Here is a 25993-nt window from a genome sequence, read left to right as displayed (position 1 = left end):
TAAAGAATGGAGGCTAGAAAATGCAAAATGTAATGATTGTCGGAGCTGGAAAAGGTGGAACGGCGATTTTAAAAATTTTAAAAGAAACAGAGGTTTTAAATGTAAAGGCAGTTGTTGACCGGAATACAGATGCACCTGGTATTCGATTGGCACAAAAAGAAGGTATTAAAACTGGAACGGACTGGCACCCCTTTTTATCTAAAAACATCGATATCATTATTGAGGTTACAGGAGATGACACAGCATTTCACGAAATAAGGCGGACAAAACCAAGTAGTACGATTTTAATTCCCGGAAGTGTTGCTTTCCTTGTTTCAAAACTTATGGAAGAAAAGGAAGATCTGGTAAAAAGACATCAAAATGAGTCCTATCAGCAAGAGTTGATTTTTAACTCCACAAATGATGGGATGGCGGTAATTGATAAAAACGGCATGGTCATTCTCTTTAATCGTCGAGCGGAAGAAATGATGGGAGTAAAAAAAGAGGATGCGGTTGGAAAATATGTCTGTGAAGTGATACCGGAAAGCAGACTACCTCATATATTAGAGACGAGAAGAATTGAAGCAAACCAAGAAATGGTTTTAGGCAATGGACGAAAAATTATTACAACAAGAATTCCAATCGTTGAAGAAAATGGCACACTCATGGGTGCTTTTGCCGTGTTTAAAGATATCACGGAAGTTGTTAACTTAGCGGAAGAAATTACGAATTTAAAAGAAATTCAAACGATGCTGCAAGCGATTATCCAATCTAGTGATGAAGCGATATCCGTTGTCGATGAAGTCGGCCGGGGAATTCTTATTAATCGGGCATATACCCGTTTAACCGGACTGACAGAAGAACAGGTAATTGGGCAGCCCGCGACGACCGATATCTCAGAAGGTGAAAGCATGCATATGAAGGTTTTACAGACAAGAAGAGCTGTCCGCGGCGTCGCTATGAGGGTTGGGCCAAGCAAAAAGGAAGTAATCGTTAATGTCGCACCGATTATTGTAAAGGGAAAACTTAAGGGCAGTGTAGGTGTTATCCACGACATGTCTGAAATTAAATCGTTGAACAGGGAGTTGCACCGTGCACGGCAAATCATCCGAACACTTGAAGCAAAATATACCTTTGAGGACATTATCGGGAAGTCCGAGGAAATGCTGCTGGCAATTGAGCAGGCGAAGCTCGGAGCAAAAACTCCTGCTACCGTCCTTCTTCGCGGCGAATCCGGAACGGGAAAAGAATTATTTGCCCACGCTATCCACAATGCAAGCGACAGAAAATACAATAAATTTATTCGTGTCAATTGTGCAGCTATATCGGAATCTTTGTTAGAAAGTGAATTGTTCGGTTATGAAGAAGGAGCATTTTCCGGCGCAAAAAGGGGAGGGAAAACAGGGTTTTTCGAAGAGGCAAACAACGGAAGCATTTTTCTTGATGAAATTGGTGAACTTCCGGCAAATACTCAGGCAAAGCTGCTTCGGGTTTTACAGGAAAATGAAATCATCCGCGTTGGCGGAACGAAGCCTGTTGCAATTAATGTCCGAGTCATTGCTGCAACCAATGTGAACCTTGAAAAAGGGATTGCTAAGGGTACTTTTAGGGAAGACTTATACTATCGTTTAAATCGAATGCCGATACATATTCCCCCGCTTAAAAGAAGAAAAGAGGAAATCCCTTTATTATGCGATCGGCTTATTCAAAAAATTAATCGTGATTATGGACGGAATGTTGAAGGGGTAACAGAGGCTGCGATGGCGGGGCTAATGAAGTATAATTGGCCGGGAAATGTAAGAGAACTAGAAAATATCCTTGGGCGGGCCATTATTTTTATGAAATTTAACGAAGTCTATATTGATGTAAAACACCTGCCGGAACTTAACAATAATAAATTGATTGGCAGGGAATTTGGGACATTAAAGAATCCTGATTTTCGGGAACGGCCGTTATCAGCAATGGTCGACGAATATGAAGCAAAGATCATCCGCGATACACTTAATCGTTTAAACGGAAACAAAACGTTAACAGCTAAAACACTTGGTTTATCTGTTCGAAATTTATATTACAAACTTGAAAAATATAAAATTGAAAATAACGGCATGCAGTAAATTTCATGGTATGAAAAAAATTGCATGCGGGTAACTAATTAAATAAAGCGCTTACAATGAATTTTGTTGGCATGAATCTTGCTAATTAATTTATTGGAATTTGATTTTGCTGTGGAAGGGTTGATGACAACTTGTTGCTGGATTCACTTATTGACAGAGCAACCCAACTTAAAAAGAATACTGTTGCTGTCGCAGTAGCGGAAGATATCGTTGTTATAAAAGCGGTTCTAGATGCAATTGAACGAAATCTTGCAAATTTTATTTTATTTGGAAATCAGGAAAACATTAATCGAATGATTAAGACTGAAGAAAACAAGGTAAATCCGGAGAAAAGCCTCAGAATCGTTCATGCCGAGACAAATGAACTGGCTGCCAAATTAGCCGTTAAAGCGGTTTCGAATAAAGAAGCGGATGTACTAATGAAAGGGAATATCCCGACGAATGTTCTTCTAAAGGCTGTATTGAATAAAGAATATGGTTTAAGAACAGGAAATATTCTTTCGCATGTTGCTGTTTTTGAAATCCCTAATCGGGACCGTTTTACAATCGTAACAGATTCGGGGATGAACATTACCCCGGATTTGGAGCAAAAGGCACAAATCATAACAAACGCTGTTGCGGTTGCTAAAGGAATTGGAATTGAAACGCCAAAGGTAGCACCGATTGCTGCCGTTGAAGTGGTTAATCCCGCTATGCAGGCAACGGTGGATGCAGCGGCACTAACGGTGATGAACAAGCGCGGGCAAATCACTGGCTGCATCGTTGACGGTCCGCTTGCATTGGATATTGCTGTTTCGGTTTTAGCTGCTGAACATAAGGGCATCCAAAGTGAAGTAGCGGGCAAAGCCGATATTTTAGTGGTTCCTGCCATTGAGGTTGGAAACGCATTGTATAAATCGTTAGTTTATTTCGCAAATGCAAAGGTTGGTGCTGTAATTGCCGGGGCTAAAGCGCCGATTGTGCTAACTTCCAGAGCCGACTCCGCAGAGAGCAAGTTGTTTTCTCTTGCATTAGCAGTATGCTCTGTGGCAAACTAGTTTTTTCATTATTGAGGAGGAATATTAATATGGAAATTTTTAAGTATTTAGAAAAATATGATTACGAGCAATTAGTTTTTTGTCAGGATAAATCTTCGGGATTAAAAGCAATTATTGCAATTCATGATACAACCTTAGGACCGGCATTAGGCGGAACGCGTATGTGGACATATGAATCTGAAGAGGCCGCGATTGAAGATGCATTGAGATTGGCAAAAGGAATGACTTATAAAAATGCGGCGGCAGGTTTAAATCTTGGCGGTGGCAAAACGGTAATCATAGGCGACCCTCGTAAGGATAAAAATGAAGAAATGTTCCGCGCTTTTGGACGTTATATTCAAGGACTAAATGGAAGATATATAACAGCTGAAGATGTAGGTACCACTGTGGCGGATATGGATTTAATTCATGAAGAAACGGATTATGTAACAGGGATTTCCCCGGCATTCGGATCATCTGGAAATCCATCCCCTGTAACAGCGTATGGTGTTTATTTAGGAATGAAAGCGGCAGCCAAAGAGGCATTTGGCACAGACTCACTAGAAGGAAAAGTAGTAGCTGTCCAAGGCGTTGGAAATGTAGCTTATACCCTTTGTAAGCATCTGCATGAAGAAGGCGCACAGCTGATTGTTACAGATATTAATAAAGAAGCGGTCGGGCGTGCAGTGGAAGACTTTGGTGCGCGTGCTGTTGACCCAAATGAAATTTACGGTGTGGAATGCGATATTTATGCGCCATGTGCTCTTGGAGCAACCATCAATGATGACACAATCCCGCAGTTGAAGGCAAAAGTAATCGCTGGTTCTGCGAACAATCAATTAAAAGATACACGTCATGGAGACATCATTCATGAAATGGGTATTGTATACGCTCCGGATTATGTAATAAATGCTGGTGGTGTAATCAACGTAGCCGATGAGCTTTACGGATATAATCATGAACGTGCCCTTAAAAAGGTTGAACAGCTTTACACAAGTATTGAAAGAATCATTGAAATTTCAAAGCGTGATGGAATCCCAACCTACCTTGCAGCAGATCGCATGGTAGAGGAACGGATTGAAAGAATGCGCAATTCCCGCAGTCAATTCCTTCAAAACGGACATCATATTTTAAGCCGTAGAAAATAAAAACTGCAATAATCTTAAAATTTGAGCGCTGAATGAAAATTCAGCGCTTTCCTAGGTAGTGATTTACCTCATATTGTTTAAAATTTGATCATTTTAGAAATTACTTTAAGTATAATGACCACTCAATTATTGAACATTACTTAGTTAAATATGTGGGGGTAAATCGACGAAAAAATTTTTGAAAGGTACCGTCTTAATCTTTCGATAAAGCAAATTGGGGGTCAAAACGTGCAAGAAAGAGAATATCGAATACTCATCATCAACCCTGGCTCTACTTCTACTAAGATAGGGGTTTTCGATAATGAAATTTCCATACTGGAAAAAACGATTCGTCATGAAGCTGAAATAATAAATTCTTACCCAAATATCATTGATCAATATGAATTCAGGAAAAACACCATCTTAGAAACATTGGACCAAGAAGGTATTAATATTTCAAAATTGTCCGCGGTTTGTGGGCGGGGAGGATTGCTTCGTCCGATCGAAGGCGGAACCTATACAGTTAATGACAAAATGTTGACGGATTTAAGAAATGGGTATTCTGGACAACACGCATCGAATTTAGGTGGTATAATAGCATATGAAATAGCATCTGGTCTTAATATCCCGTCCTATATTGTGGACCCAGTAGTTGTCGATGAACTTGACCCGATTGCAAGGATATCCGGTTTCCCGTTAATTGAACGAAAAAGTATTTTTCATGCGTTGAATCAAAAGGCTGTTGCAAGAAGAGCAGCAAAGGAATTAGGGAAAAAATACTCAGAATTAAATTTAATTGTTACCCATATGGGGGGCGGAATAACCGTCGGTGTACATAGAATGGGTAGGGTTATCGATGTTAATAATGGTCTTCACGGTGATGGGCCTTTTAGTCCGGAACGTGCTGGTACTGTTCCAGCCGGAGATTTAATTTCCCTTTCGTTTTCTGGTGAATACTACCGGGAAGAAATCATGAAAATGTTAGTAGGGCAGGGCGGTCTAGTCGGTTACCTTGGCACAAATAACGCAGTGAAGGTAGAAGAGATGATTGAAGCCGGGAATAAAGAAGCCAAGCTTGTTTATGATGCCATGGCCTATCAGGTTGCAAAAGAAATTGGTTCTGCTAGTGCGGTTCTTTCAGGTAAAGTAGATGCGATCGTTTTAACTGGCGGACTTGCTTATGGAAAGGATTTTGTACAATCGATTACCAATAGAGTAAACTGGATTGCTGATTGTATCATTCATCCTGGGGAAAATGAACTTCAAGCATTAGCAGAAGGAGCCCTTCGCGTCTTGCGTGGCGAAGAGGAAGTTAAAATATATCCTGGTTCATTTAAAACAGCAAAAATTTAAGTAGTTGGGGAGGAAATAAAATGGCACAAGAGTATGATTTGGTTATTCTCGGGGGTGGCACTGGTGGATATGTTGCCGCAATCCGTGCCTCACAGCTAGGTTTAAAAACAGCAATTGTTGAAAAAGGAAAACTCGGTGGAACATGCTTACATAAAGGTTGTATACCAAGTAAAGCCCTGCTAAGAAGTGCAGAAGTGTATGCTACTTCAAAACATAGTGAAGACTTTGGCGTGATAACTGGCGAAGTAACTTTTAATTTTACTAAAGTTCAAGAAAGAAAAACGAAAATCATCGATACCCTTCATAAAGGAGTACAGCACTTAATGAAACAAGGGAAAATCGATGTTTATGAAGGATTAGGACGGATTTTGGGCCCTTCCATCTTTTCACCAATGCCAGGTACCATATCTGTTGAAATGAATAACGGCGAAGAAAATGAAATGCTCATCCCCAAAAATGTAATTGTTGCTACCGGTTCAAGGCCAAGAACCCTTCAAGGGCTTGAGATTGACGGCGACCAGGTCATTTCATCTGATGAAGCATTAGAACTGGAAAACTTACCATCTTCTATTATCATTGTTGGCGGCGGCGTAATTGGGATTGAATGGGCCTCAATGTTATCCGATTTTGGGGTAGACGTTACGGTGATTGAATATGCAGACCGAATTATCCCTACAGAAGATAAAGACATTTCAAAAGAAATGCAACGGTTAATGAAGAAAAAAGGAATTAAAATTGTAACAAGCGCAAAGGTCCTTTCTGAAACAATAGTAAAAGGTAATGGTGTAGCAATCTCCGCTGAAGTAAAAGGCAGTTTAAAAGAATTTAAGGCTGAAAAACTGCTTGTTTCCGTTGGACGTCAAGCGAATACTGAAGGAATCGGGCTTGAGAATACGGAAATTCAGCTTGAAAAAGGAAATATTGTCACAAATGAATTTTACCAAACAAAGGAATCCCATATTTACGCAATTGGAGATGTTGTTGGCGGCCTGCAGCTCGCCCATGTTGCATCCCATGAAGGAATTGTTGCCGTTGAGCATATAGCAGGAAAGGATCCTTCACCTATCGATTATAACTTAATATCAAAATGTATTTATAGTAATCCTGAGGTTTCTAGTGTTGGTATTACCGAGGAGCAAGCGGAAAGTAGAGGGCATAAAGTAAAAGTGGGCAAATTTTCCTTCCGTGCCATTGGTAAAGCGCTGGTTTTCGGTGAATCGGATGGATTTGTGAAAATTGTGGCCGATGAAGAGACCAATGATATTTTAGGGGTACACATGATTGGTCCTCATGTTACCGATATGATCTCAGAAGCTGGGCTTGCAATGGTATTAAATGCAACTCCATGGGAAGTCGCTCACACCATCCATCCACACCCAACCCTTGCAGAAGCAATTGGGGAAGCTGCATTAGCAGTAGATGGCAGAGCACTTCACGGATAAAGTGAAACTTCGATCAGTGGGGGTTTTTTCATCCCCCACTGATTGTTAGTTGAACCAATCGGGCTTTTATGGGCAGTTGATCCCCCACTCACTCTTCCTACTTACACCAACCACTGAAGTAGGGGGTCTTACTGCCCGTTACTGCGGGATAAATACTGACGCTGTTTAGGATTCAATGCGAACAATAGGGAGGTACAAAATTAATGGCTGAAAAGCGACATGAGGCATTAGGATTAAGTGATGAAAAAGTTTTAGAGATGTATGAAACAATGGTTTTAGCCCGTCGGATTGATGAGCGGATGTGGTTATTAAACCGTGCTGGGAAAATCCCATTTGTTATTTCCTGTCAAGGCCAGGAAGCGGCCCAAGTTGGGGCAGCTTTTGCACTTGATAAGGATAAAGATTATGTGCTTCCCTATTACCGGGATATGGGGGTAGTCTTAACCTTTGGGATGACGGCGAAGGAGCTTATGCTTTCTGGATTTGCGAAAGCAGAAGACCCTAATTCAGGAGGAAGGCAAATGCCTGGACACTTTGGACAAAAGAAAAATCGTATTGTTACAGGTTCCTCGCCCGTTACAACACAAGTACCTCATGCAGTAGGGGTTGCTTTGGCTGGAAAGATGGAAAGAAAAGACCTTGTTACGTTTGTAACATTTGGTGAAGGGTCATCCAACCAAGGTGATTTCCATGAAGGTGCAAATTTTGCCGGTGTACACAAACTTCCTGTTATTTTTATGTGTGAAAACAATAAGTATGCTATTTCCGTTCCAATTGAAAAACAATTAGCCTGCGAGAAGGTATCAGATCGTGCAATTGGCTATGGAATGCCAGGGTTCACAGTGGATGGGAACGACCCGTTAGAAGTTTATAAAGTAGTGAAAGAGGCTGCGGAACGCGGCCGCAGCGGCGCGGGACCTACCTTAATTGAAACAATTTCCTACCGTTTAACACCACATTCTTCTGATGATGATGACCGTTCTTACCGGGCACCTGATGAGGTAGCAAAAGCCAAAACCCAGGATCCGATTATTACATTTGGTGCCTACTTAAAGGAAACGGGTGTCCTGAATGATGACTTGGAAAAAGAAATCAATGACCGTGTAATGAAACTGGTGAATGAGGCAACTGACTATGCTGAAAATGCCCCATATGCTGCACCTGAGGATGCAATGAAATACGTTTATGGGGAAATGTAAGGGGGGACGTAACATGGCAGTAATTTCTTATATAGATGCGGTGACAATGGCCATACGTGAAGAAATGGAAAGAGACCCTAAGGTGTTTGTACTTGGGGAAGATGTTGGTAAAAAGGGTGGTGTATTTAAGGCTACACAAGGATTGTATGAACAATTTGGAGAAGAGCGAGTAATTGATACACCGCTTGCTGAATCAGCCATAGCAGGAGTAGGAATCGGTGCAGCTATGTATGGTATGCGGCCGATTGCAGAAATGCAGTTTGCTGACTTTATCATGCCTGCTGTAAACCAAATTATTTCAGAGGCAGCGAAAATTCGCTATCGATCAAATAATGACTGGAATTGTCCAATTGTTATTCGTGCTCCATACGGCGGAGGGGTTCATGGTGCATTGTATCACTCTCAATCTGTTGAAGCGGTATTTGCAAATCAACCTGGATTAAAAATTGTTATGCCATCTACTCCTTATGATGTAAAAGGTTTATTAAAAGCAGCTATACGTGATAATGACCCTGTTCTTTTCTTCGAGCATAAACGGGCCTACCGTTTGATTAAAGGAGAAGTTCCGACTGATGATTATACGCTTCCAATTGGAAAAGCTGATGTGAAACGTGAAGGCGATGATATTACGGTCATTACTTATGGTCTGTGTGTTCATTTTGCCCTCCAAGCTGCCGAAAAACTGGCTAAGGACGGAATTTCAACCCATATTCTTGATTTAAGAACAGTTTACCCACTGGATAAGGAAGCGATTATTGAAGCTGCCTCCAAAACCGGGAAGGTTCTGCTCGTTACAGAAGACAATAAAGAAGGCAGTATTTTGGGGGAGGTATCTGCCATTATAGCTGAAAATTGCTTATTCGATTTAGATGCACCTATTAAACGCTTGGCTGGACCGGATATACCGGCCATGCCGTATGCACCGACGATGGAAAAATACTTTATGGTAAATCCTGATAAAGTTGAAAAAGCAATGAGAGAATTAGCAGAATTTTAAGGTGCAATTTTTTTAGCTGAAGAATAATCCACAGTAGTAAATGCACTAAGGAGGTTTTATGCATTGGCAGTTGAACAAATAAAAATGCCTCAACTAGGTGAAAGTGTTACAGAGGGTACCATTAGTAAATGGCTTGTTTCTGTTGGGGATAAGGTAAATAAATATGATCCACTTGCAGAGGTTATGACAGATAAGGTAAATGCAGAAGTCCCGTCTTCATTTACAGGAATGATTAAAGAACTAATTGCCGGAGAAGGCGATACATTGTCTGTTGGTGAAATCATTTGTACGATTGAGATAGAGGGCGGAGAAACGGATGGTGAGACAAAAGCAAAAGCAGCTGCTGTAGAAGAAAAATCAGCCGATAGGGGAACTGAGGCTGCAGATAAAGGAAATGTTGGCCGATATTCACCCGCGGTTTTAAAGCTCTCTCAGGAGCATGGAATTGACTTGACTCAAGTGCATGGAACAGGTGCCGGAGGCAGAATTACCAGAAAAGATTTGCAAAAATTGATTGAGTCCGGAAACATACCTGCAGGATCTCCAAAGACAGAACCAATCAAGCAGTCTGAAATTCAGCCTTCTGCCTTGCCGGAAACGGCTCAACCTGAGCCAAAACAGGCTGCAACTTCCGTAAATGTGCCAGTTGGGACAGGTGACATTGAAATACCTGTTACAGGTGTCCGTAAAGCGATTGCGGCTAACATGCTGCGAAGTAAACACGAAGCGCCACATGCTTGGACAATGATAGAGGTTGATGCCACGAATTTGGTAGACTACCGCAATTCCATTAAAGATGAGTTTAAGAAAAAAGAGGGCTTCAATTTAACTTTCTTTGCATTCTTTGTAAAAGCAGTTGCTCAAGGCTTGAAGGAATTCCCACAAATCAACTCAATGTGGGCCGGGGATAAAATTATTCAAAAGAAGGATATTAATATTTCGATTGCCGTTGCAACTGATGATGCGTTATACGTTCCTGTTATTAAGCTGGCGGACGAAAAAACAATTAAAGGAATTGCCCGTGAAATTTCCGAGCTTGCTGTTAAGGTTAGAAATGGAAAACTAAAGTCCGAGGATATGCAAGGTGGAACATTTACCGTCAACAATACCGGTTCATTCGGATCTGTTCAATCCATGGGCATCATCAATTACCCGCAAGCAGCTATTCTGCAGGTTGAATCAATTGTGAAGCGTCCGGTAGTCATGAATAATGGAATGATTGCCGTACGTGATATGGTGAATTTATGTATGTCTCTAGACCACCGAGTTTTAGACGGACTTGTTTGCGGACGATTCTTACAACGAGTTAAAGAAATACTTGAAAATACATCAAAAACTACAACTTCCATCTATTAAAGAGTACCGCCAGTTTTTCTGGCGGTACTTTTCTTATTGATTGTAACGGGTTTGTACCATAAAATAGAATTAATTGAATATTTATTATTTTGCTTGGAGGGAGTTGTCAAGTTTGGAAGATTTGCGCAATCAGTCTTTTCCTTCAAAAACAAAACTTGATTGGAAAGCTAAAGCCGAAGAATCCTTAAAAGGGAAAAAAGTTGAGTCCTTGCAAAGCCCAACATATGAAAACATTATTTTGAAACCGCTTTATTCTAAAGAAGATCAGAAAACACCCTCTGAGTATCCGGGCCAATCGGATTTTAGACGTGGTACATTCCCGCTTGGATATGTAATGAATGATTGGAAGGTGGCTCAGCGGATTTCTTATTCAACTATTCATGAACTAAGAGAAAAACTCATATCTGCCGTCAGTAAAGGGCAAACGGCCATTTCGTTTGAAGTTTCAAAAGCTTTATTTGAATCCGATGCTGATGTAGCTAGTTTGTTCATGGATTTGGCCGAAAACTTTCCAATTGCCATTGATTCAAAAGGTTTGCAGGCGGCCTTATTAGCAAAATTATCTAAAGGAAATAACGAAAAAATTACTGGATATATTGGTACTGACCCCATTTCACTTTTTGGCGAAGAAGGAAATTTTTCAAAAGAATTGCTCCCTGCGTGGGTAGAAAATATCAAGACAGCTGAAAAGGTTTTTCCAAATTTACGTACGATCCTGATTAACACATCCATCTATCAGAACAGCGGGGCAAATGCTGTTCAAGAACTGGGAATTGCTGCAGCCACAGGTGTATTCTATCTCCAACAGTTTATTGAGAGTGGTATGAAGCTTGAGAAAATTCTTTCAAAAATGATTTTTCAATTCTCAATTGGCAGCAACTTTTTTATGGAAATAGCTAAGCTTAGGGCAGCACGAATGATCTGGAGTAGAATAGCGGAAGCCTATGGGGCTCATAAAAATAACAGGGGTATAGAAATTGCTGCAGAAACCTCTACATTTACAAAAACTATCTATGATCCACATGTTAACCTTCTTCGTGCCGGCAATGAAGCGTTTGCAGCTGTAATTGGGGGCATACAGTATTTGCATGTTGGTGCTTTTGATGAAATTACAGGTCCCAATTCTTTTTCAGAAAGAATCGCAAGAAATACACAGCTAATTTTAAAAAATGAAGCGCATCTGAAAAATATTATTGACCCAGCGGGCGGCTCATGGTATGTCGAAGAATTAACAACAGAATTGGCTGAAAAAGCATGGGAGTTCTTTCAGCAGATTGAAATAAACGGCGGAATTCTGAAAGTATTGCAAACCGGTTGGCTCCAAAATGAGATCGCAACAGTTAGAAACAAAAGAATGAAAGATTCTTTTACAAGAAAACAAAGTATTGTAGGTACAAATGTGTATGCAAATCTGGATGAAACCGTTCCTGCTCTCATAAAGGAACAAGAAGCAGCCTATTTAGTTTCTCAATCATTGGAAGATGTATTAAACGGTGCCGAGCCTCAATTTTTACAGATGAATAAAATAGAGTCTGCGATTGAAATGAATCCTTTAGTGAAAAAAAGATTGGCAGAGCCGTATGAGGAACTAAGGAAAAAGGCAAAGGAAATCGAGGGAAGGTCGAGTTCTAAACCGATTATGTCGATGATTTGTCTTGGGGAATTAAAACAGTATAAAGCAAGATTTGACTTTATGCGAGGATTCGTTTCCGCTGGGGAATAAACGCAGTTGGAAGTGAGCCAATTTTTTCAAAGGAATCAGCTGAGGCGTTTGTTGCAAGTCAAGAAACGCAGCATTTTTGTCTATGCGGCGATAACGAACAATATGAGACAATTGGTCATGAGATCTTATTATTCATAAAAGCTAAGTTTCCGGATAAGCTCTTTTATTTAGCTGGATTACCGGATCAGGATCAACAAGTACAGTGGAATCATGAAGGTATTGAAGAGTTCGTTCATGTAAAAAGCAATTGCTATGAAACACTTTCTCATATACTTACTGAAATGGAGGTGAGGGCCGATGCAAAAGCCTGATTTTCAAAACCTGCGCCTTTTTACTGAGCAACCGCTCAATAATAAAAAACAATGGGAAGAAAAAGTGGAACAAGAGCTAAATTCGTCCATCGAAGATTTACTTTTTGAAACTAATGAACAAATCAAGTTGAAGGCTCTTTATACAAAAGAGGACTTGGAAGGCTTGAATCATCTAGACGATCTGCCGGGGCTTCCGCCGTATACACGTGGTCCGTATCCAACCATGTATGTCAACAGGCCGTGGACGGTAAGGCAATATGCTGGATTCTCAACTGCTGAGGAGAGTAATGCGTTTTATCGCCGGAATTTGGCAATGGGACAAAAGGGTTTGTCGGTTGCATTTGATTTGGCAACCCATCGCGGCTATGATTCTGACCATCCCCGGGTTGTCGGCGATGTTGGAAAAGCCGGAGTGGCAATCGATTCGATTCTTGATATGAAAACACTTTTCGATGGAATTCCACTTGATCAAATGTCGGTATCGATGACGATGAATGGGGCGGTCCTGCCAATTCTAGCTTTCTTCATTGTTACCGCCGAGGAACAGGGCGTTAGTCAGGAAAAGCTTTCCGGAACGATTCAAAACGATATTTTAAAAGAATATATGGTGCGAAACACTTATATTTATCCACCTGAGATGTCGATGAAAATTATCGCTGATATTTTTGAGTATACTTCTAAATATATGCCAAAGTTTAATAGTATTAGTATTTCCGGCTATCACATGCAGGAAGCAGGTGCTCCTGCTGACCTGGAGCTTGCTTACACACTAGCGGATGGATTGGAATATGTTCGGACAGGACTTAAAGCCGGGATTGAAATCGATTCATTTGTACCAAGATTGTCATTTTTTTGGGCAATTGGAATGAATTATTTCATGGAAGTGGCAAAAATGCGCGCTGCACGGTTAATTTGGGCAAAAATGATGAAATCATTTAATCCTAAGAATGATAAGTCATTAGCCTTACGAACCCATTCACAAACGTCCGGTTGGAGTTTGACAGAACAAGACCCATTTAATAATGTGACTCGTACATTGATTGAAGCGCATGCTGCAGCTATGGGGCATACACAATCCCTGCATACCAATGCACTAGATGAAGCGATTGCTTTGCCAACGGATTTCTCTGCTCGAATTGCTCGGAACACACAACTATTTCTTCAGGAGGAATCAGGAATCACGAAGGTAATTGACCCTTGGGCAGGATCCTATTATGTTGAGAAGCTGACTGATGAATTGGTACAAAGAGCTTGGATGCATATCGAAGAAATTGAAGGGCTTGGCGGAATGGCGAAAGCGATTGAAACTGGTCTTCCAAAAATGAGAATTGAAGAGGCAGCCGCACGGAGACAGGCGCAAATTGATTCCGGTAAAGAAATCATTATTGGTGTAAACCGTTATCGTTTAGAGAAAGAAGAGCCAATTGATATTTTAGATATTGATAATACAGCTGTTCGATTGAAACAAATCGAAAAATTAAATACGTTAAAGCAAAGTAGGGATGATCAAAAGGTACAGGAATCACTTAACGCCTTGACGAAAGCGGCAGAAGCTGGTGAAGGAAATCTGTTAGAGCTCTCAGTAAAGGCAGCAAGAGCAAGAGCAACGCTCGGAGAAATTTCTGATGCCATCGAAAAAGTGGCCAAAAGGCATAAAGCAATCATCTATTCGATTAGCGGTGTATACAGCTCAGCCTTTAGCAACGAAGAGGAAATCACGGTTGTGAAGGAAATGGCTGACGAGTTCCTCGAAAATGAAGGAAGAAGACCACGAATTTTGATTGCCAAAATGGGTCAGGATGGCCATGACCGTGGAGCAAAGGTGATTGCAACAGCCTTTGCGGATCTTGGGTTTGATGTCGACATCGGTCCATTGTTTCAAACACCGGAAGAAACCGCTTTGCAGGCAGTAGAAAATGATGTCCACGTCATTGGGATGAGTTCACTTGCCGCCGGACATAAAACTTTACTCCCACAGCTTATCGACGAATTGAAAAAGCTGGGCAGGGAGGATATTTTAGTTGTTGCAGGAGGAGTTATTCCGGCCCAGGATTATCGATTCTTATATGATCACGGTGCGGCAGCTATTTTTGGACCTGGAACCGTCATTCCGGTAGCAGCACAAAAGGTTATTAAGGCAATCTATCAACAGCTCGGCTATGAGGAAGTGGCGGAATAAATGGCGGCTGATCAAAAAGCGGAATGGAGCGATCCATCAAATCCAGATTTATGTTCAAGTGTAGTAAGAAAGGGGCAAGAGCTTGAAGGTCAATCAACTTCCCTTCAAAAAAGTTCTCGATTCAAAAAGCGCAATACCCAAGCGGTTTCTGTAGAGGAATTATATAACGGGGTATCGGAGGGGAATCGAAGCATGCTTGCCCGTGCCATTACGCTTGTAGAAAGCAATGCTGAGCATCATTTTGAAAAAGCACAGGAACTGCTGCAGAAGCTTTTACCCTACACTGGGAAGTCTATTCGGATTGGAATTACCGGAGTGCCCGGAGCCGGGAAAAGTACTTTCATTGAAGCGTTTGGAGAGTATCTATGCAGCTTAGGTTTAAAGGTTGCGGTTTTAGCGATTGATCCAAGCTCTAGTATTAGCGGCGGAAGTATTTTAGGTGATAAAACACGGATGGAGCAATTATCAAGAAATCCTCTCGCTTTTATCCGGCCTTCGCCATCTGCAGGAAAGCTTGGCGGTGTGCATCGAAAAACAAGGGAATCAATGCTCCTTTGCGAGGCAGCCGGTTTTGAGGTGATTTTAATCGAAACGGTTGGCGTTGGGCAAAGTGAAGTCATTATCAGGGATATGGTCGATTTTTTCATGCTTCTAGTATTAACAGGTGCCGGTGATGAATTGCAGGGAATGAAAAAAGGGATTATGGAGCTGGCCGATGCCATTGTTGTTCATAAGGCAGATGGTGAGAATAAGCCCATAGCGGAAAAAACACGAAATGACTATAACCGCATTCTTCATTTTCTTCAGCCTGCGACAAAAGGCTGGGCTACCAAAGCATATACCTGCTCCTCGTTAACCTTGGAGGGCATAAGTCGAATTTGGGAAATGATTCAATCTTTCGAGCAGAAGGGTAAATCCTCTGGAGTTTTTAATGAACGCAGAAAGGCGCAATCACGGGAATGGCTCTATGCATTAATTAGTGACCAGCTTCACTACCATTTTTACCATCATCCAGGGGTGAAAAACCAACTGCCAAAAATAGAAAATGAAGTAATTGCCGGAGAAAAAACGGTCGCTTCGGCAGTAGAAAGTCTTTTTCGGACATTCTTGGATTCAACTTTGTGACGGTAATGGCTGATTACCGTCTTTTTTTATTGAACTTTTTGGAAAAAATAGTGTAATATTCACCCATTTCATACAAAAAATGGTAATATTATTTTGGTAATATTTTAGTTTGCAAGAACCAAACATAGAATGGTGGATTGATAGGGAAAATAGCAGGGATACATAAAGAATTGTTTATTTAAAACAGAAAAAATAGAATGCTAGTTGGAGAGTGAAACATGTTAAAAAAACTTATATTATTAATCATGGCCTCCGTATTATTTATTACTGGTTGCCAAGCAGTTAAAGGTGTAGATTTGAACAAATTGGTTCTTAGCAGTTCAAAAATTAATTCCGCTGAGAGCAAAACAACTGCTTCATTAGATTTAAAATACGCAAAATCGAAAGTAAAAGACAAGGATTTCCTAAAAGTACTTACCCTTCTCGACAATGCAAAATTAGAAGTTTACACAAAAATGCAAGATGCCAATACTGTTTCCATTACCGGAAACATCATTCTTCATAATAAAGGCAAGATTCCATTACGATTATATATGGACAAAAAATATACGGTGATTCAACTTGATAATGCCAAGAAACCAGTTCGCGTTTCGATGGATAATGGAACCTCACCAGATCAAAAATTGATTAAAGATGTGCAAACAAAATTAATGGCTCCAGTTGTAAGGAATTTGCCAAATCCTTTCCCGGCCCATCTTAAGGTAACGGCAAATACCACGGATAAAGTCCATGGAGTTAAAGTAAAAGGTCATCGTGTTCAAGCAAAGGTATACGCAAATGAAGTGCCAAAGCTCCTTGAGTCCTTCCTTACAAATTTATCAAAGGATGAAAAGGCAATTACAGATATTGTGAATGCTTTGAATGAAATTAATAAAGTCGCTGGCGATGACACCAAAATGACAGCTGATGATCTTAGAGCTGGGATTGTCGAGTTTCAGAAGATGCTGCCAGAACTTAAAACTGACCCAGAATTTAAAGCATTGTTAACAAGCAAAAATAATGTAAAAACAGATATTTTCTTAGACAAACATTATTACGAGAGAAAATCATATACGACCCTAAATATTGGCAGTATTCCAGATGGTGAAGGATTAACTGGTATCACATTAAAAATCAAAAATGAAACCTGGAATATTAATAAAAAGGTAAAAGCTTCAAAAATCGAAAAATATTCCAAATATCTTAACGAAAATGCTACTCCAGAACAATTTTTAGCTACGCTAGATAAAAAGAAAAGTGTTCTTTATTCTGCGATGACATCGTTGATGTATTCACCATCTAAAGTCTTGAAAAAATCACAAGTCAAAGTAACCAATAATAAAGGTAAAAAAGCAGATAAAATCACAGTCAAGAGCCTTAAAAAAGGTGATGTAATTAAAGTATACAGCAAGACAGGATCATTGATTGCTGCAAAAGAATCAACAGGCAAAACTGCTGTTTTAACTGTAAAGCAACTTGGAAAAAAATCAGGTAAGGTATATGTAAGTATTATCCGCTCTAAACATGCAGAAAGCAGCAAAGTGTCTATCTCTTTCAAGGCGGAGAAAAAATAATGTGAAAACAGTAAGCGACAGGGAGCCCAAGCCAGGCTCTCTGTTTTTATTTAAATTGGCGAAAATTTATTATTTGATATCCCTCCATTTTTACTGTTAATATGAACATATAGGTATATTTTAGTGAGGAGCGATAAAATGAGCATGGATTTTAATTTTTTTATGAATGATGTTGTCCGCCAGGCGCGTGAAGAAATCGTGTCAGCGGGTTATCAAGAACTAAAAACACCTGAAGAGGTAGAACAGGCTCTTGAACAGAAGGGAACAACTCTTGTTATGATTAATTCTGTTTGCGGTTGTGCAGGCGGTATTGCTCGCCCTGCAGCAGAACATGCACTTCATTATGATAAGCGTCCCGATCATCTTGTTACCGTTTTTGCCGGTCAGGATAAGGAAGCAACTGAAAAGGCTAGAGGCTATTTTACCGGCTATCCCCCATCCTCTCCATCTTTTGCCTTATTAAAAGATGGTAAAATTATTACAATGATTGAAAGACATCAAATTGAAGGCTTTGATCCAATGAATGTTGTTGGCAAATTGCAAAAAGAATTCGATCAACATTGTGAAGAAGTTTAATATGTTAGAAAAAAGATGGTCAGCATACGACCATCTTTTTTTCTTTGTTCGTGCATGAAAGCAGAAAAAAGATGCAAACTAGGAAGAAAAAGGCAGGTGGAATTTATGATAAAAATCTTATCACCCATCCTGATTGCTTTTTTCATTTCGCCGCTCTGGCCATTAGGTCATAACCCATTGTCAGGAGATCCCTTTATTATTGTAAATAAGAGCAACAATGAAATGGCTTTTATTGATGATAATAAGGTGCAAACGGTGGTTAGTGTTGGAACCGGTAAAACACAGGAACTAACACCAGAGGGGCTTTTTACGGTTACAGTTAAAGCAAAAGACCCCTATTATCGTAAAAAAGATATTCCCGGCGGAAGTCCTAAAAATCCACTAGGATCAAGATGGATTGGATTTGATGCAAAGGGGACCGACGGACGAATCTATGGAATTCACGGGACCAATCAACCAGCATCAATAGGGAAGTATGTTTCACAGGGCTGTATTCGTATGCAAAATGAGGTTATTACTTCACTATTTCCTCTCATTCCACTTGGAACAAAAATTTTAGTGTTATCTACAAAAAAATCGTTTGAAAAGTTAGCCGTAGAAAATGGGGCAATTAAGTAAGGAAAAGGGACTGTTTAACACTACAGTCCCTTTTTATATGTTTAACGAATAAATTGGCCAATTCCAATTAGGAGGGTTGAGGCAAGCATGGCAAAGAGCATTAATAAAACAATTATTTTTTGATTCTTCTTTTTAGACAATGAGAATACCTCCCTTAAGATTACTCTATTCTTATTTTACAGGGAAAAGCCCAAATGAACAACTGAGCAACTGCTCAATTTTAGGAAGGATTTATGAACTTTTTAGCGAATAAGATAATTGTCGAATTAATTTAATAGTGGATCAGAGGGATAAAAATGATAAAAAAAGTCGACCATATTGGGATTGCAGTTCAATCACTGGAGAAAGCGCTTCCTTTCTATACGGAGGTACTTAAACTGCCTTTAATCGCTATTGAGGAAGTTGCAAGTGAGAAATTAAAAGTAGCCTTTTTAAGTGCAGGTGAAACAAAAATAGAGTTGCTTGAGCCGGCATCACCTGAGAGTACGGTTGCTAAATTTATCGAAAAACGCGGTGAGGGTATTCATCATGTCGCACTTGGTGTTGAATCAATTGAGGAACGCATCAGGGAAATGAAGGAAAATGGGATTCGCATGATATCGGATGAGCCTAAGATTGGTGCAGGGGGGGCGCATGTAGCCTTTATGCACCCAAAATCAGCTTCCGGTGTATTATATGAACTTTGTGAAAAAAAGGGGAAGTAGGGATAGCATGAGTGACATCTATGAAAAAATAAATGAATTATACGATAAGCGCAGAGAGGTTGAACTTGGCGGTGGTGATGAAAGAATTGAAAAGCAGCATGAAAAAGGAAAGCTGACGGCCAGAGAAAGAATCGAGCTTTTAGTGGACCCTGGAACATTTGTCGAATTAAATCCTTTTATTGAGCACCGAACACATGATTTTGGACTTGATGAACAAAAAGGACCCGGTGATGGGGTTGTAACAGGTTACGGGAAAGTAAATGGTCGTCCAATCTATCTTTTCTCCCAAGATTTCACTGTATTTGGTGGTGCACTGGGAGAAATGCATGCAAAAAAAATAGCCACAGTGATGGATTTAGCGGCTAAAAACGGTACACCATTTGTGGGTCTAAATGATTCCGGCGGTGCCCGCATTCAGGAGGGTGTCGTTTCACTTGATGGATACGGTCATATTTTTTACCGTAATGCTATTTATTCAGGGGTGATTCCGCAAATTTCTGTGATTATGGGGCCCTGTGCGGGTGGAGCCGTTTATTCACCAGCAATTACGGATTTTGTATTTATGGTTGAAAAAACGAGCCAGATGTTTATTACCGGTCCAAAGGTCATTGAAACCGTTACAGGGGAGAAGATTTCTGCAGAGGATTTAGGGGGGGCGAATGTCCATAATACCATTAGCGGTAATGCTCACTTCCAATCCGATTCAGAAGCCGAGGTTCTACAAAACGTTCGTAAGTTGCTAAGTTATTTGCCGCAAAATAATGAGGAAAAGGCGCCAATACTTGAGGTTGAGAAAGAAAATGATTATCGTCCGGACTTAACGGATGTGATTCCATTTGATACCGTTCGCCCTTATGATGTGAGAAAAGTGATTGAGCAAGTTGCCGATTCCGATTCTTTTATGGAAATTCAAAAGGATTTTGCAAAAAACATTGTTGTTGGGTTTGCAAGAATTAAAGGGGAAACCGTGGGTCTTGTATGCAACCAGCCAAAGGTAATGGCTGGTGGATTAGATATTGATTCCTCTGATAAAGCTGCACGGTTTATTCGCACATGCGATTCGTTTAATATCCCAATCATTACATTTGAAGATGTTACTGGCTTCTTCCCAGGGATTAAGCAGGAACATGGAGGAATCATTCGCCATGGAGCTAAAATCTTATTTGCGTACTCTGAGGCTACCGTTCCTAAGCTTACAATTATATTGCGAAAAGCATATGGCGGCGCCTATGTTGCACTAAACAGTAAGTCAATTGGTGCTGACCTTGTTTTTGCATGGCCAAATGCAGAGATTGCCGTGATGGGTCCACAGGGGGCGGCAAATATTATTTTTGCCAAAGAAATTCAAAATAGCGAGAATCCTGAGGCGCTCAGACAACAAAAGATTGAGGAATACCGTGATAAATTTGCGAATCCATATGTTGCAGCAAGCAGGGGAATGGTGGATGATGTCATCGATCCTCGTGAAACAAGAATAAAAATTATTCAATCCTTAGAAATGCTGCGGACGAAGAAAGAGTCGAGACCTTATAAAAAACATGGAAATATACCGCTTTAATCTTGTATTTTCGCAATTCTTTCATTTGATGACATGTATACGAAAAGGTATACTGAAATAGTGAATAAAGTACATAAAATGGAGGTTCGGCTAGATGATTAATCAAGAGCGTCTTTTGAACGAATTTTTGGAACTGGTACAAATCGACTCAGAAACGAAATATGAGACGGAAATAGCGAAAGTTTTAAAGCAGAAGTTTTCAGAATTAGGTCTTGAAGTTTTCGAGGATGATACGACAGCACAAACTGGTCATGGAGCAGGGAATTTAATTTGTACCCTTCCTGCCACAAAAGAAGGTATCGACCCGATTTATTTCACGTCCCATATGGACACAGTCGTTCCGGCAAAAGGTGTAAAGCCATCGATTAAGGATGGCTATGTGGTTACAGATGGAACGACTATTCTTGGTGCTGATGATAAAGCTGGTTTAGCTGCCATGTTTGAAATGATTCGTGTTTTAAAAGAACAAAATATCGACCATGGATTAATCCAATTTGTCATTACGGCTGGAGAAGAGTCAGGTCTTGTTGGGGCAAAGGCATTAGATCCTTCCCTAATGAAGGCAAAATATGGATATGCGCTAGATAGTGATGGTTTAGTTGGAAATGTTGTCGTTGCTGCGCCTACACAAGCTAAAGTGAAAGCGGTTATCTATGGAAAAACAGCTCATGCTGGTGTTGCACCTGAAAAAGGAGTTTCCGCCATCACCATTGCCGCTAAATCCATTGCAAAAATGCCTTTAGGAAGAATAGACGAAGAAACCACTGCAAATATTGGTCGATTTGAAGGCGGGCAAGCGACGAATATCGTGTGTGACCGAGTAGATATTTTAGCAGAGGCCCGTTCGTTAATTCCTGAAAAAATGGAGGCACAGGTTCAAAAAATGAAAGATGCTTTTGAAACCGTAGCTAAAGAAATGGGCGGAAAAGCAGAAGTTAACGTCGAAGTTATGTATCCAGGTTTTAAATTTGGTGAGGGAGATCAAGTCGTTGAGATTGCCCGCAAAGCGGCAGGGAAAATTGGCCGCAGCTGTGAATTACAGCATAGCGGTGGCGGAAGTGATGCCAATGTGATTGCAGGCTTTGGCATTCCAACAGTCAATCTTGCCGTTGGTTATGAAGAAATCCATACCACAAACGAGCGTATGCCGGTTGAAGAATTATATAAATTGGCGGAAATGACACTGGCCATCATTGATGAAGTAACAAATCAATAGTACAGCTTGAAGGGGAGCGGGCAGCTCTCCTTTTTGTTATACTTTAGGTATAAAAGGTTGTTAGGAAGTGCGGGACATGAAGGAAATGTATCCGAAAAACGGAAGGGTTATTTTACATGTTGATATGAATAGCTTTTACGCTTCCGTGGAAATGGCCTATGACCCGGAGTTGAAGGGGAAACCACTCGCAATTGCCGGAAATGTGGAAGAACGAAGAGGGATTATTGTCACATGCAGCTATGAGGCAAGAAAATTTGGAGTGAAAACGACGATGCCACTTTGGGAGGCGAAAAAGCTATGCCCGAAGCTAATAGTAAAATCTCCTAATTTTGACCGATATCGGGCTGCTTCGATGGGGATGTTTGAAATCCTCCGGCAATACACAGAACTCGTTGAACCTGTTTCGATTGATGAAGGTTATATGGATATTACAGAATCCTATGAGATTGGCAGTCCTATTGAAATAGCCGGAAGTATTCAAAAAAGAATTCTTGAGCAGCTTGACCTGCCCTGCAGCATTGGGATTGCTCCTAATAAATTTTTAGCTAAAATGGCTTCTGATATGAAAAAGCCAATGGGAATTACGATTCTTCGTAAAAGGGATATTCCATCAGTTCTTTGGCCGTTAAATACAAATGAGATGCATGGGGTTGGAAGAAAGACAGCAGAAAAGCTAACAACAATTGGCATTCATTCGATTGGTGATTTGGCAAAGGGAAATGAAATTCAACTCAAAACCCTGTTAGGCATTAATGGTCTTCGGATAAAAGATCGTGCAAATGGAATTGACTCAAGACCCGTTGATCCAGAATCCGTGGCCGAGTTTAAAAGCATCGGTAATTCAACGACTCTTCCAAGGGATATTAGCAATCAGCAAGAGCTTTTTGCTGTTTTGGATTCATTAGCAGAAACGGTTTCGGTCAGACTGAAGCGGAAAAATGTTCTTGCATCTACATTGGGTATTACCATTCGTTTCAAGGATCGCAAGACGATTACAAGGAGCAAAAAGCTTTCAAATCCTATTTATCAAAAGGATGAAATTTCATCTGCTGCAAAGCAGTTATTTATCAAGCATTGGAATGGGAACCCTGTAAGATTATTGGGGATCACGGGATCTGATTTATTGGATCATGACGATGCCTATAAGCAGCTTGACTTGTTTTCCTATGAAAAGGATGCGAAAAAGGAGCCGTTGCTCAATACATTATCGAACCTTCGAAAAAAGTACGGCAAGCATATTGTCGAAACGGCCTCCTCGCAAAGACCGATTGATCCCGACCATAAAGTTGGAACCGAAACTAGTTTCAATAAGGATTTTTTACGTTCGTTTCCGGAAAAGAATAAAGACGAATAAAAGCTCCGCTTTGCAGAGAGAACAAAGCGGAGCTTTTTATTTTTATTAAAATTTTAACAAGTATGCAGCTTATTTTTCAAAGATTGCATTGGATAGAAGACGGAACAGGTAATCGGTATGGTCACGGAAGCCTACTTCTAGGCCAATTAGGGTTACGTCTTTATCCTGCTCTTTTACGACCACAGCCTGGCCTTTCGCAGCATTATTGTTTTTCCAATGGCCTGCCATGAAGAAGTCGTCAGTGTTTGCTAGAGTTGCACCCACTTCATCATTTTCAGTGTTTGTAAACCATGCCGGACGGTAAACAAATCCTAAATCATCTTGGCTATAGCCAGCAGTTAAACCACTTCCTTCGTAGTCGACTTTTACGATTCCATTATAGTTGGATCCGCCAACATTGATTGTATCATCAGTTAAACCTAATGTTTTTGTTGCTCTTGATGCTCCTGCTCCAATAGCTAAATACTTTCCTCCTTGATCAACAAAGCTTGAAACATTAGCTTTAAAGGTATTTAGTTGATCTGCATTTTGGAAGCCAAATTCTTTATTAGCAGCTGATAAATTTGTAGAAATAAGGCTTTCTGTTCCACTGTATACAAATACATCTAAACCATTAAGCCCATTTTCAGCTACCTCGACAGGCGTCACTTCTGCCACTTGGAATCCAAGTCTCTTAAGCGCAAGCTTTGTTCCACTGTGGGATTGTTGTTTACCCATACCGCCATCCTTTAAGATTGCAACCTTTAAGGTGGTTAATGCTGACGCTTTTGCCGGAATCTTAGCAACTGATCCTATCTGTATTCCTGAATCTTTTACAGCTGCAGAAAAAGTATTAGCTGCCGATTCGACATAAAAATTACCTTCAGCATCACGCTTTACAGATACCCCTTTTTGAAGCAATGTATTTACTAGATTAACAGCTTTTACAGAACTATTAGGAATTAGGAATGGCCCCTTGCCTGTTACAGCTCCTTGGCCAGTAACCTGATTCACCTTTGAAGCAGTTACATTAATAGAATTTTGTGTTGCTACTGCTTCAAAGCCCCAAAGCTCCGGTAAGCTCCAAGCAGATATATCATACATTGCTGGAGAATCTTCGGTGATGTCTTCTCCCTTCCAAAGCATCGTGTTAGCTAACCCTGCTTTTGCTTGGTCCATTTTTACAAGATATGTCCCTTTATGGTACGTTTTTCCATCTACTGCAAATGCTTTAGTAGCTTGCTCTACTTCAATATCATTGTTTAGTAAGTGATTCACAGCTTTTTGAGTTACAGTTGGATCCTTTTCGTTAACAGGGAGGATATAAGCTTTCGGGAAAAATCCATCCTGATGGAATGGATGATCAAAATTAATACCACGTTTAAACATTTCAATTTGATCGGTAATCATTGCCTGTTTGTTTTCTGTTGCAAATTTAAGTGCTCCCATTATGGCGTTGTATTGCCAAAGTACCCCGTCCAAATCATTTGTTGGTGCTTCAAGTGTATGACCGTAAGCACCATGATACATTGCATACATCGGTGTGAAAATTGGCGGATAATCATCCCAGCCTGCAGCATCATCACGCTGCGGAACATATACACCTTGCATATCTTGATAGAGGCTATTACTTGAGAATTTATTTTTTTCTTTTATAATTTGCGCTTCCATTGCCTCAGCCTGCTTATAAGCCCACTTATTATAGAGATCATACTCATAGTTTGGATTATGCGGTGGTGTACATGGCTCAATTAAGCCCTGGCGGTTTGGAGCGTAATTTTTCACATATCCGTGGGTATCAAGGAACACCATTGGGTTCCATTCCATAATAAGCCCAACTGTTTCCCTAGTTTCCGGCTGTGATTGTGTAATAAAGTCGCGGTTCAAGTCGATTCCCTCACCGTTAAAACGGGTAGCATCCACGCGGCCATCAGGGTTTTGCACTACATTGAAAATAAGAATATTATTAGCCAAAATATTTTTTGTCTCATTATCATTTTGTTTGGCAAAGCGTTCAATCAATTGAAGAATGGCATCACTTCCCACGAATTCTGTACCATGAATAGACCCATTTATCATGATAGGAACTTTAAAATCAGGATTATTGTTAATCCAATCTTGAGCCTTGCCTGGGTTTTTAAACATTTGTTTTCTTAGCGCTTGAATTTTTCCAAATTTTCCTTGGGTTGTCGGGTCTGCGATTGTTACGACATAAAGCGGATGCCCTTTAGCGGATGTTCCTCGGACCTCAACTTTCACACGGTTTGATTGTTTCTCAATATCTTTTAGTTTTGCGCCAATTTGAGAGAACTTCACAAACTCATAGGTTTCACTATTAAACTTGCTTCCATCTTGTTCTTCATATACATTAACATTCGTCCACTTGGGTCCTTCGGCAAAACTTGCAGTAAAAGGGATCGTAGTTGTAAATAAGCCTATTGTTAAAAGACTAGCAACCGTTTTCTTTCTCTTCATTTCTTTTCATCCGCCCCTATAATAGTTTTAGAATAATTG

Annotated in this window: 20 protein-coding genes; 18 read left to right on the top strand and 2 right to left on the bottom strand. The window is 40.4% G+C overall.

What is annotated here, in order from left to right; translation table 11 throughout:
* Positions 1-20 precede the first annotated feature (20 nt).
* The 14 genes from RCG21_RS25105 to RCG21_RS25040 all read left to right on the top strand — a co-directional run bounded on the left by RCG21_RS25105 (position 21) and on the right by RCG21_RS25040 (position 18668).
* On the top strand, positions 21-2093 hold the full coding sequence (locus RCG21_RS25105) for a sigma-54 interaction domain-containing protein (protein WP_133335717.1): 2073 nt from the start codon (positions 21-23) through the stop codon (positions 2091-2093).
* Between the two features lie 131 nt (positions 2094-2224).
* Positions 2225-3130, top strand: coding sequence for a phosphate butyryltransferase (yqiS, locus tag RCG21_RS25100; protein WP_133335719.1), 906 nt, complete (start codon positions 2225-2227; stop codon positions 3128-3130).
* A gap of 29 nt (positions 3131-3159) precedes the next feature.
* A complete protein-coding gene (gene bcd / locus RCG21_RS25095) occupies positions 3160-4257 on the top strand; it encodes a branched-chain amino acid dehydrogenase (RefSeq protein ID WP_133335721.1) in 1098 nt (365 codons plus the stop codon).
* Positions 4258-4485: 228 nt separating this feature from the next.
* A complete protein-coding gene (buk, locus tag RCG21_RS25090) occupies positions 4486-5589 on the top strand; it encodes a butyrate kinase (RefSeq protein WP_133335723.1) in 1104 nt (367 codons plus the stop codon).
* Between the two features lie 20 nt (positions 5590-5609).
* On the top strand, positions 5610-7031 hold the full coding sequence (gene lpdA / locus RCG21_RS25085) for a dihydrolipoyl dehydrogenase (RefSeq protein WP_133335725.1): 1422 nt from the start codon (positions 5610-5612) through the stop codon (positions 7029-7031).
* Positions 7032-7234: 203 nt separating this feature from the next.
* Complete coding sequence (locus RCG21_RS25080) at positions 7235-8230, top strand: thiamine pyrophosphate-dependent dehydrogenase E1 component subunit alpha (protein ID WP_133335727.1); 996 nt, start codon at positions 7235-7237, stop codon at positions 8228-8230.
* 13 nt (positions 8231-8243) lie between these two features.
* Positions 8244-9227 (top strand): alpha-ketoacid dehydrogenase subunit beta, encoded by a 984-nt coding sequence (locus RCG21_RS25075; RefSeq protein ID WP_133335729.1) that lies wholly within the window; start codon positions 8244-8246, stop codon positions 9225-9227.
* A gap of 63 nt (positions 9228-9290) precedes the next feature.
* Positions 9291-10583: a dihydrolipoamide acetyltransferase family protein gene (locus tag RCG21_RS25070; protein ID WP_133335731.1), complete on the top strand. Its 1293-nt coding sequence runs from the start codon at positions 9291-9293 to the stop codon at positions 10581-10583.
* Between the two features lie 112 nt (positions 10584-10695).
* The gene (locus RCG21_RS25065; RefSeq protein WP_308913879.1) at positions 10696-12306 is read left to right on the top strand and encodes a methylmalonyl-CoA mutase subunit beta; all 1611 of its coding nucleotides are present in this window, start codon (positions 10696-10698) and stop codon (positions 12304-12306) included.
* Between the two features lie 297 nt (positions 12307-12603).
* Complete coding sequence (gene scpA / locus RCG21_RS25060) at positions 12604-14796, top strand: methylmalonyl-CoA mutase (protein WP_133335735.1); 2193 nt, start codon at positions 12604-12606, stop codon at positions 14794-14796.
* Positions 14797-15921 (top strand): methylmalonyl Co-A mutase-associated GTPase MeaB, encoded by a 1125-nt coding sequence (gene meaB / locus RCG21_RS25055; protein WP_308913878.1) that lies wholly within the window; start codon positions 14797-14799, stop codon positions 15919-15921.
* Between the two features lie 218 nt (positions 15922-16139).
* Positions 16140-17474 (top strand): hypothetical protein, encoded by a 1335-nt coding sequence (locus RCG21_RS25050; RefSeq protein WP_133335739.1) that lies wholly within the window; start codon positions 16140-16142, stop codon positions 17472-17474.
* Positions 17475-17612: 138 nt separating this feature from the next.
* Entirely contained in the window at positions 17613-18050 is a 438-nt protein-coding gene (locus RCG21_RS25045) for a BrxA/BrxB family bacilliredoxin (protein ID WP_026572589.1), read from the top strand.
* A gap of 105 nt (positions 18051-18155) precedes the next feature.
* Positions 18156-18668 (top strand): L,D-transpeptidase, encoded by a 513-nt coding sequence (locus RCG21_RS25040; RefSeq protein WP_026572590.1) that lies wholly within the window; start codon positions 18156-18158, stop codon positions 18666-18668.
* A 41-nt stretch (positions 18669-18709) separates the two neighbouring features.
* On the opposite strand, the gene prli42 is transcribed toward RCG21_RS25040, so the two are convergent.
* Entirely contained in the window at positions 18710-18808 is a 99-nt protein-coding gene (gene prli42 / locus RCG21_RS25035) for a stressosome-associated protein Prli42 (RefSeq protein WP_155925507.1), read from the bottom strand.
* Positions 18809-18964: 156 nt separating this feature from the next.
* Between prli42 and mce the strand changes: the two genes are divergently transcribed.
* The 4 genes from mce (at position 18965) to RCG21_RS25015 (ending at position 23500) form a co-directional block, all read left to right on the top strand.
* Complete coding sequence (mce, locus tag RCG21_RS25030) at positions 18965-19372, top strand: methylmalonyl-CoA epimerase (RefSeq protein WP_026573386.1); 408 nt, start codon at positions 18965-18967, stop codon at positions 19370-19372.
* Between the two features lie 7 nt (positions 19373-19379).
* Positions 19380-20930 (top strand): acyl-CoA carboxylase subunit beta, encoded by a 1551-nt coding sequence (locus tag RCG21_RS25025; RefSeq protein ID WP_133335741.1) that lies wholly within the window; start codon positions 19380-19382, stop codon positions 20928-20930.
* Between the two features lie 94 nt (positions 20931-21024).
* Positions 21025-22146 carry a tripeptidase T gene (locus RCG21_RS25020; protein ID WP_133335743.1) on the top strand — a complete coding sequence of 374 codons (1122 nt, stop codon included), beginning with the start codon at positions 21025-21027 and terminating at the stop codon, positions 22144-22146.
* Positions 22147-22222: 76 nt separating this feature from the next.
* Entirely contained in the window at positions 22223-23500 is a 1278-nt protein-coding gene (locus tag RCG21_RS25015; RefSeq protein WP_133335745.1) for a DNA polymerase IV, read from the top strand.
* Between the two features lie 69 nt (positions 23501-23569).
* Here RCG21_RS25015 and RCG21_RS25010 read toward each other — a convergent pair whose 3' ends face one another.
* Complete coding sequence (locus RCG21_RS25010) at positions 23570-25954, bottom strand: M14 family zinc carboxypeptidase (protein ID WP_308913877.1); 2385 nt, start codon at positions 25952-25954, stop codon at positions 23570-23572.
* Between the last annotated feature and the right edge of the window lie 39 nt (positions 25955-25993).

This window comes from Bacillus salipaludis (assembly GCF_030938565.1).
In the GTDB taxonomy this organism is placed as follows: Bacteria; Bacillota; Bacilli; order Bacillales; family Cytobacillaceae; genus Neobacillus; species Neobacillus salipaludis_A.
Note: the sequence above shows the minus strand (reverse complement) of the source record. Positions and strands in the feature narration are given on the sequence as shown.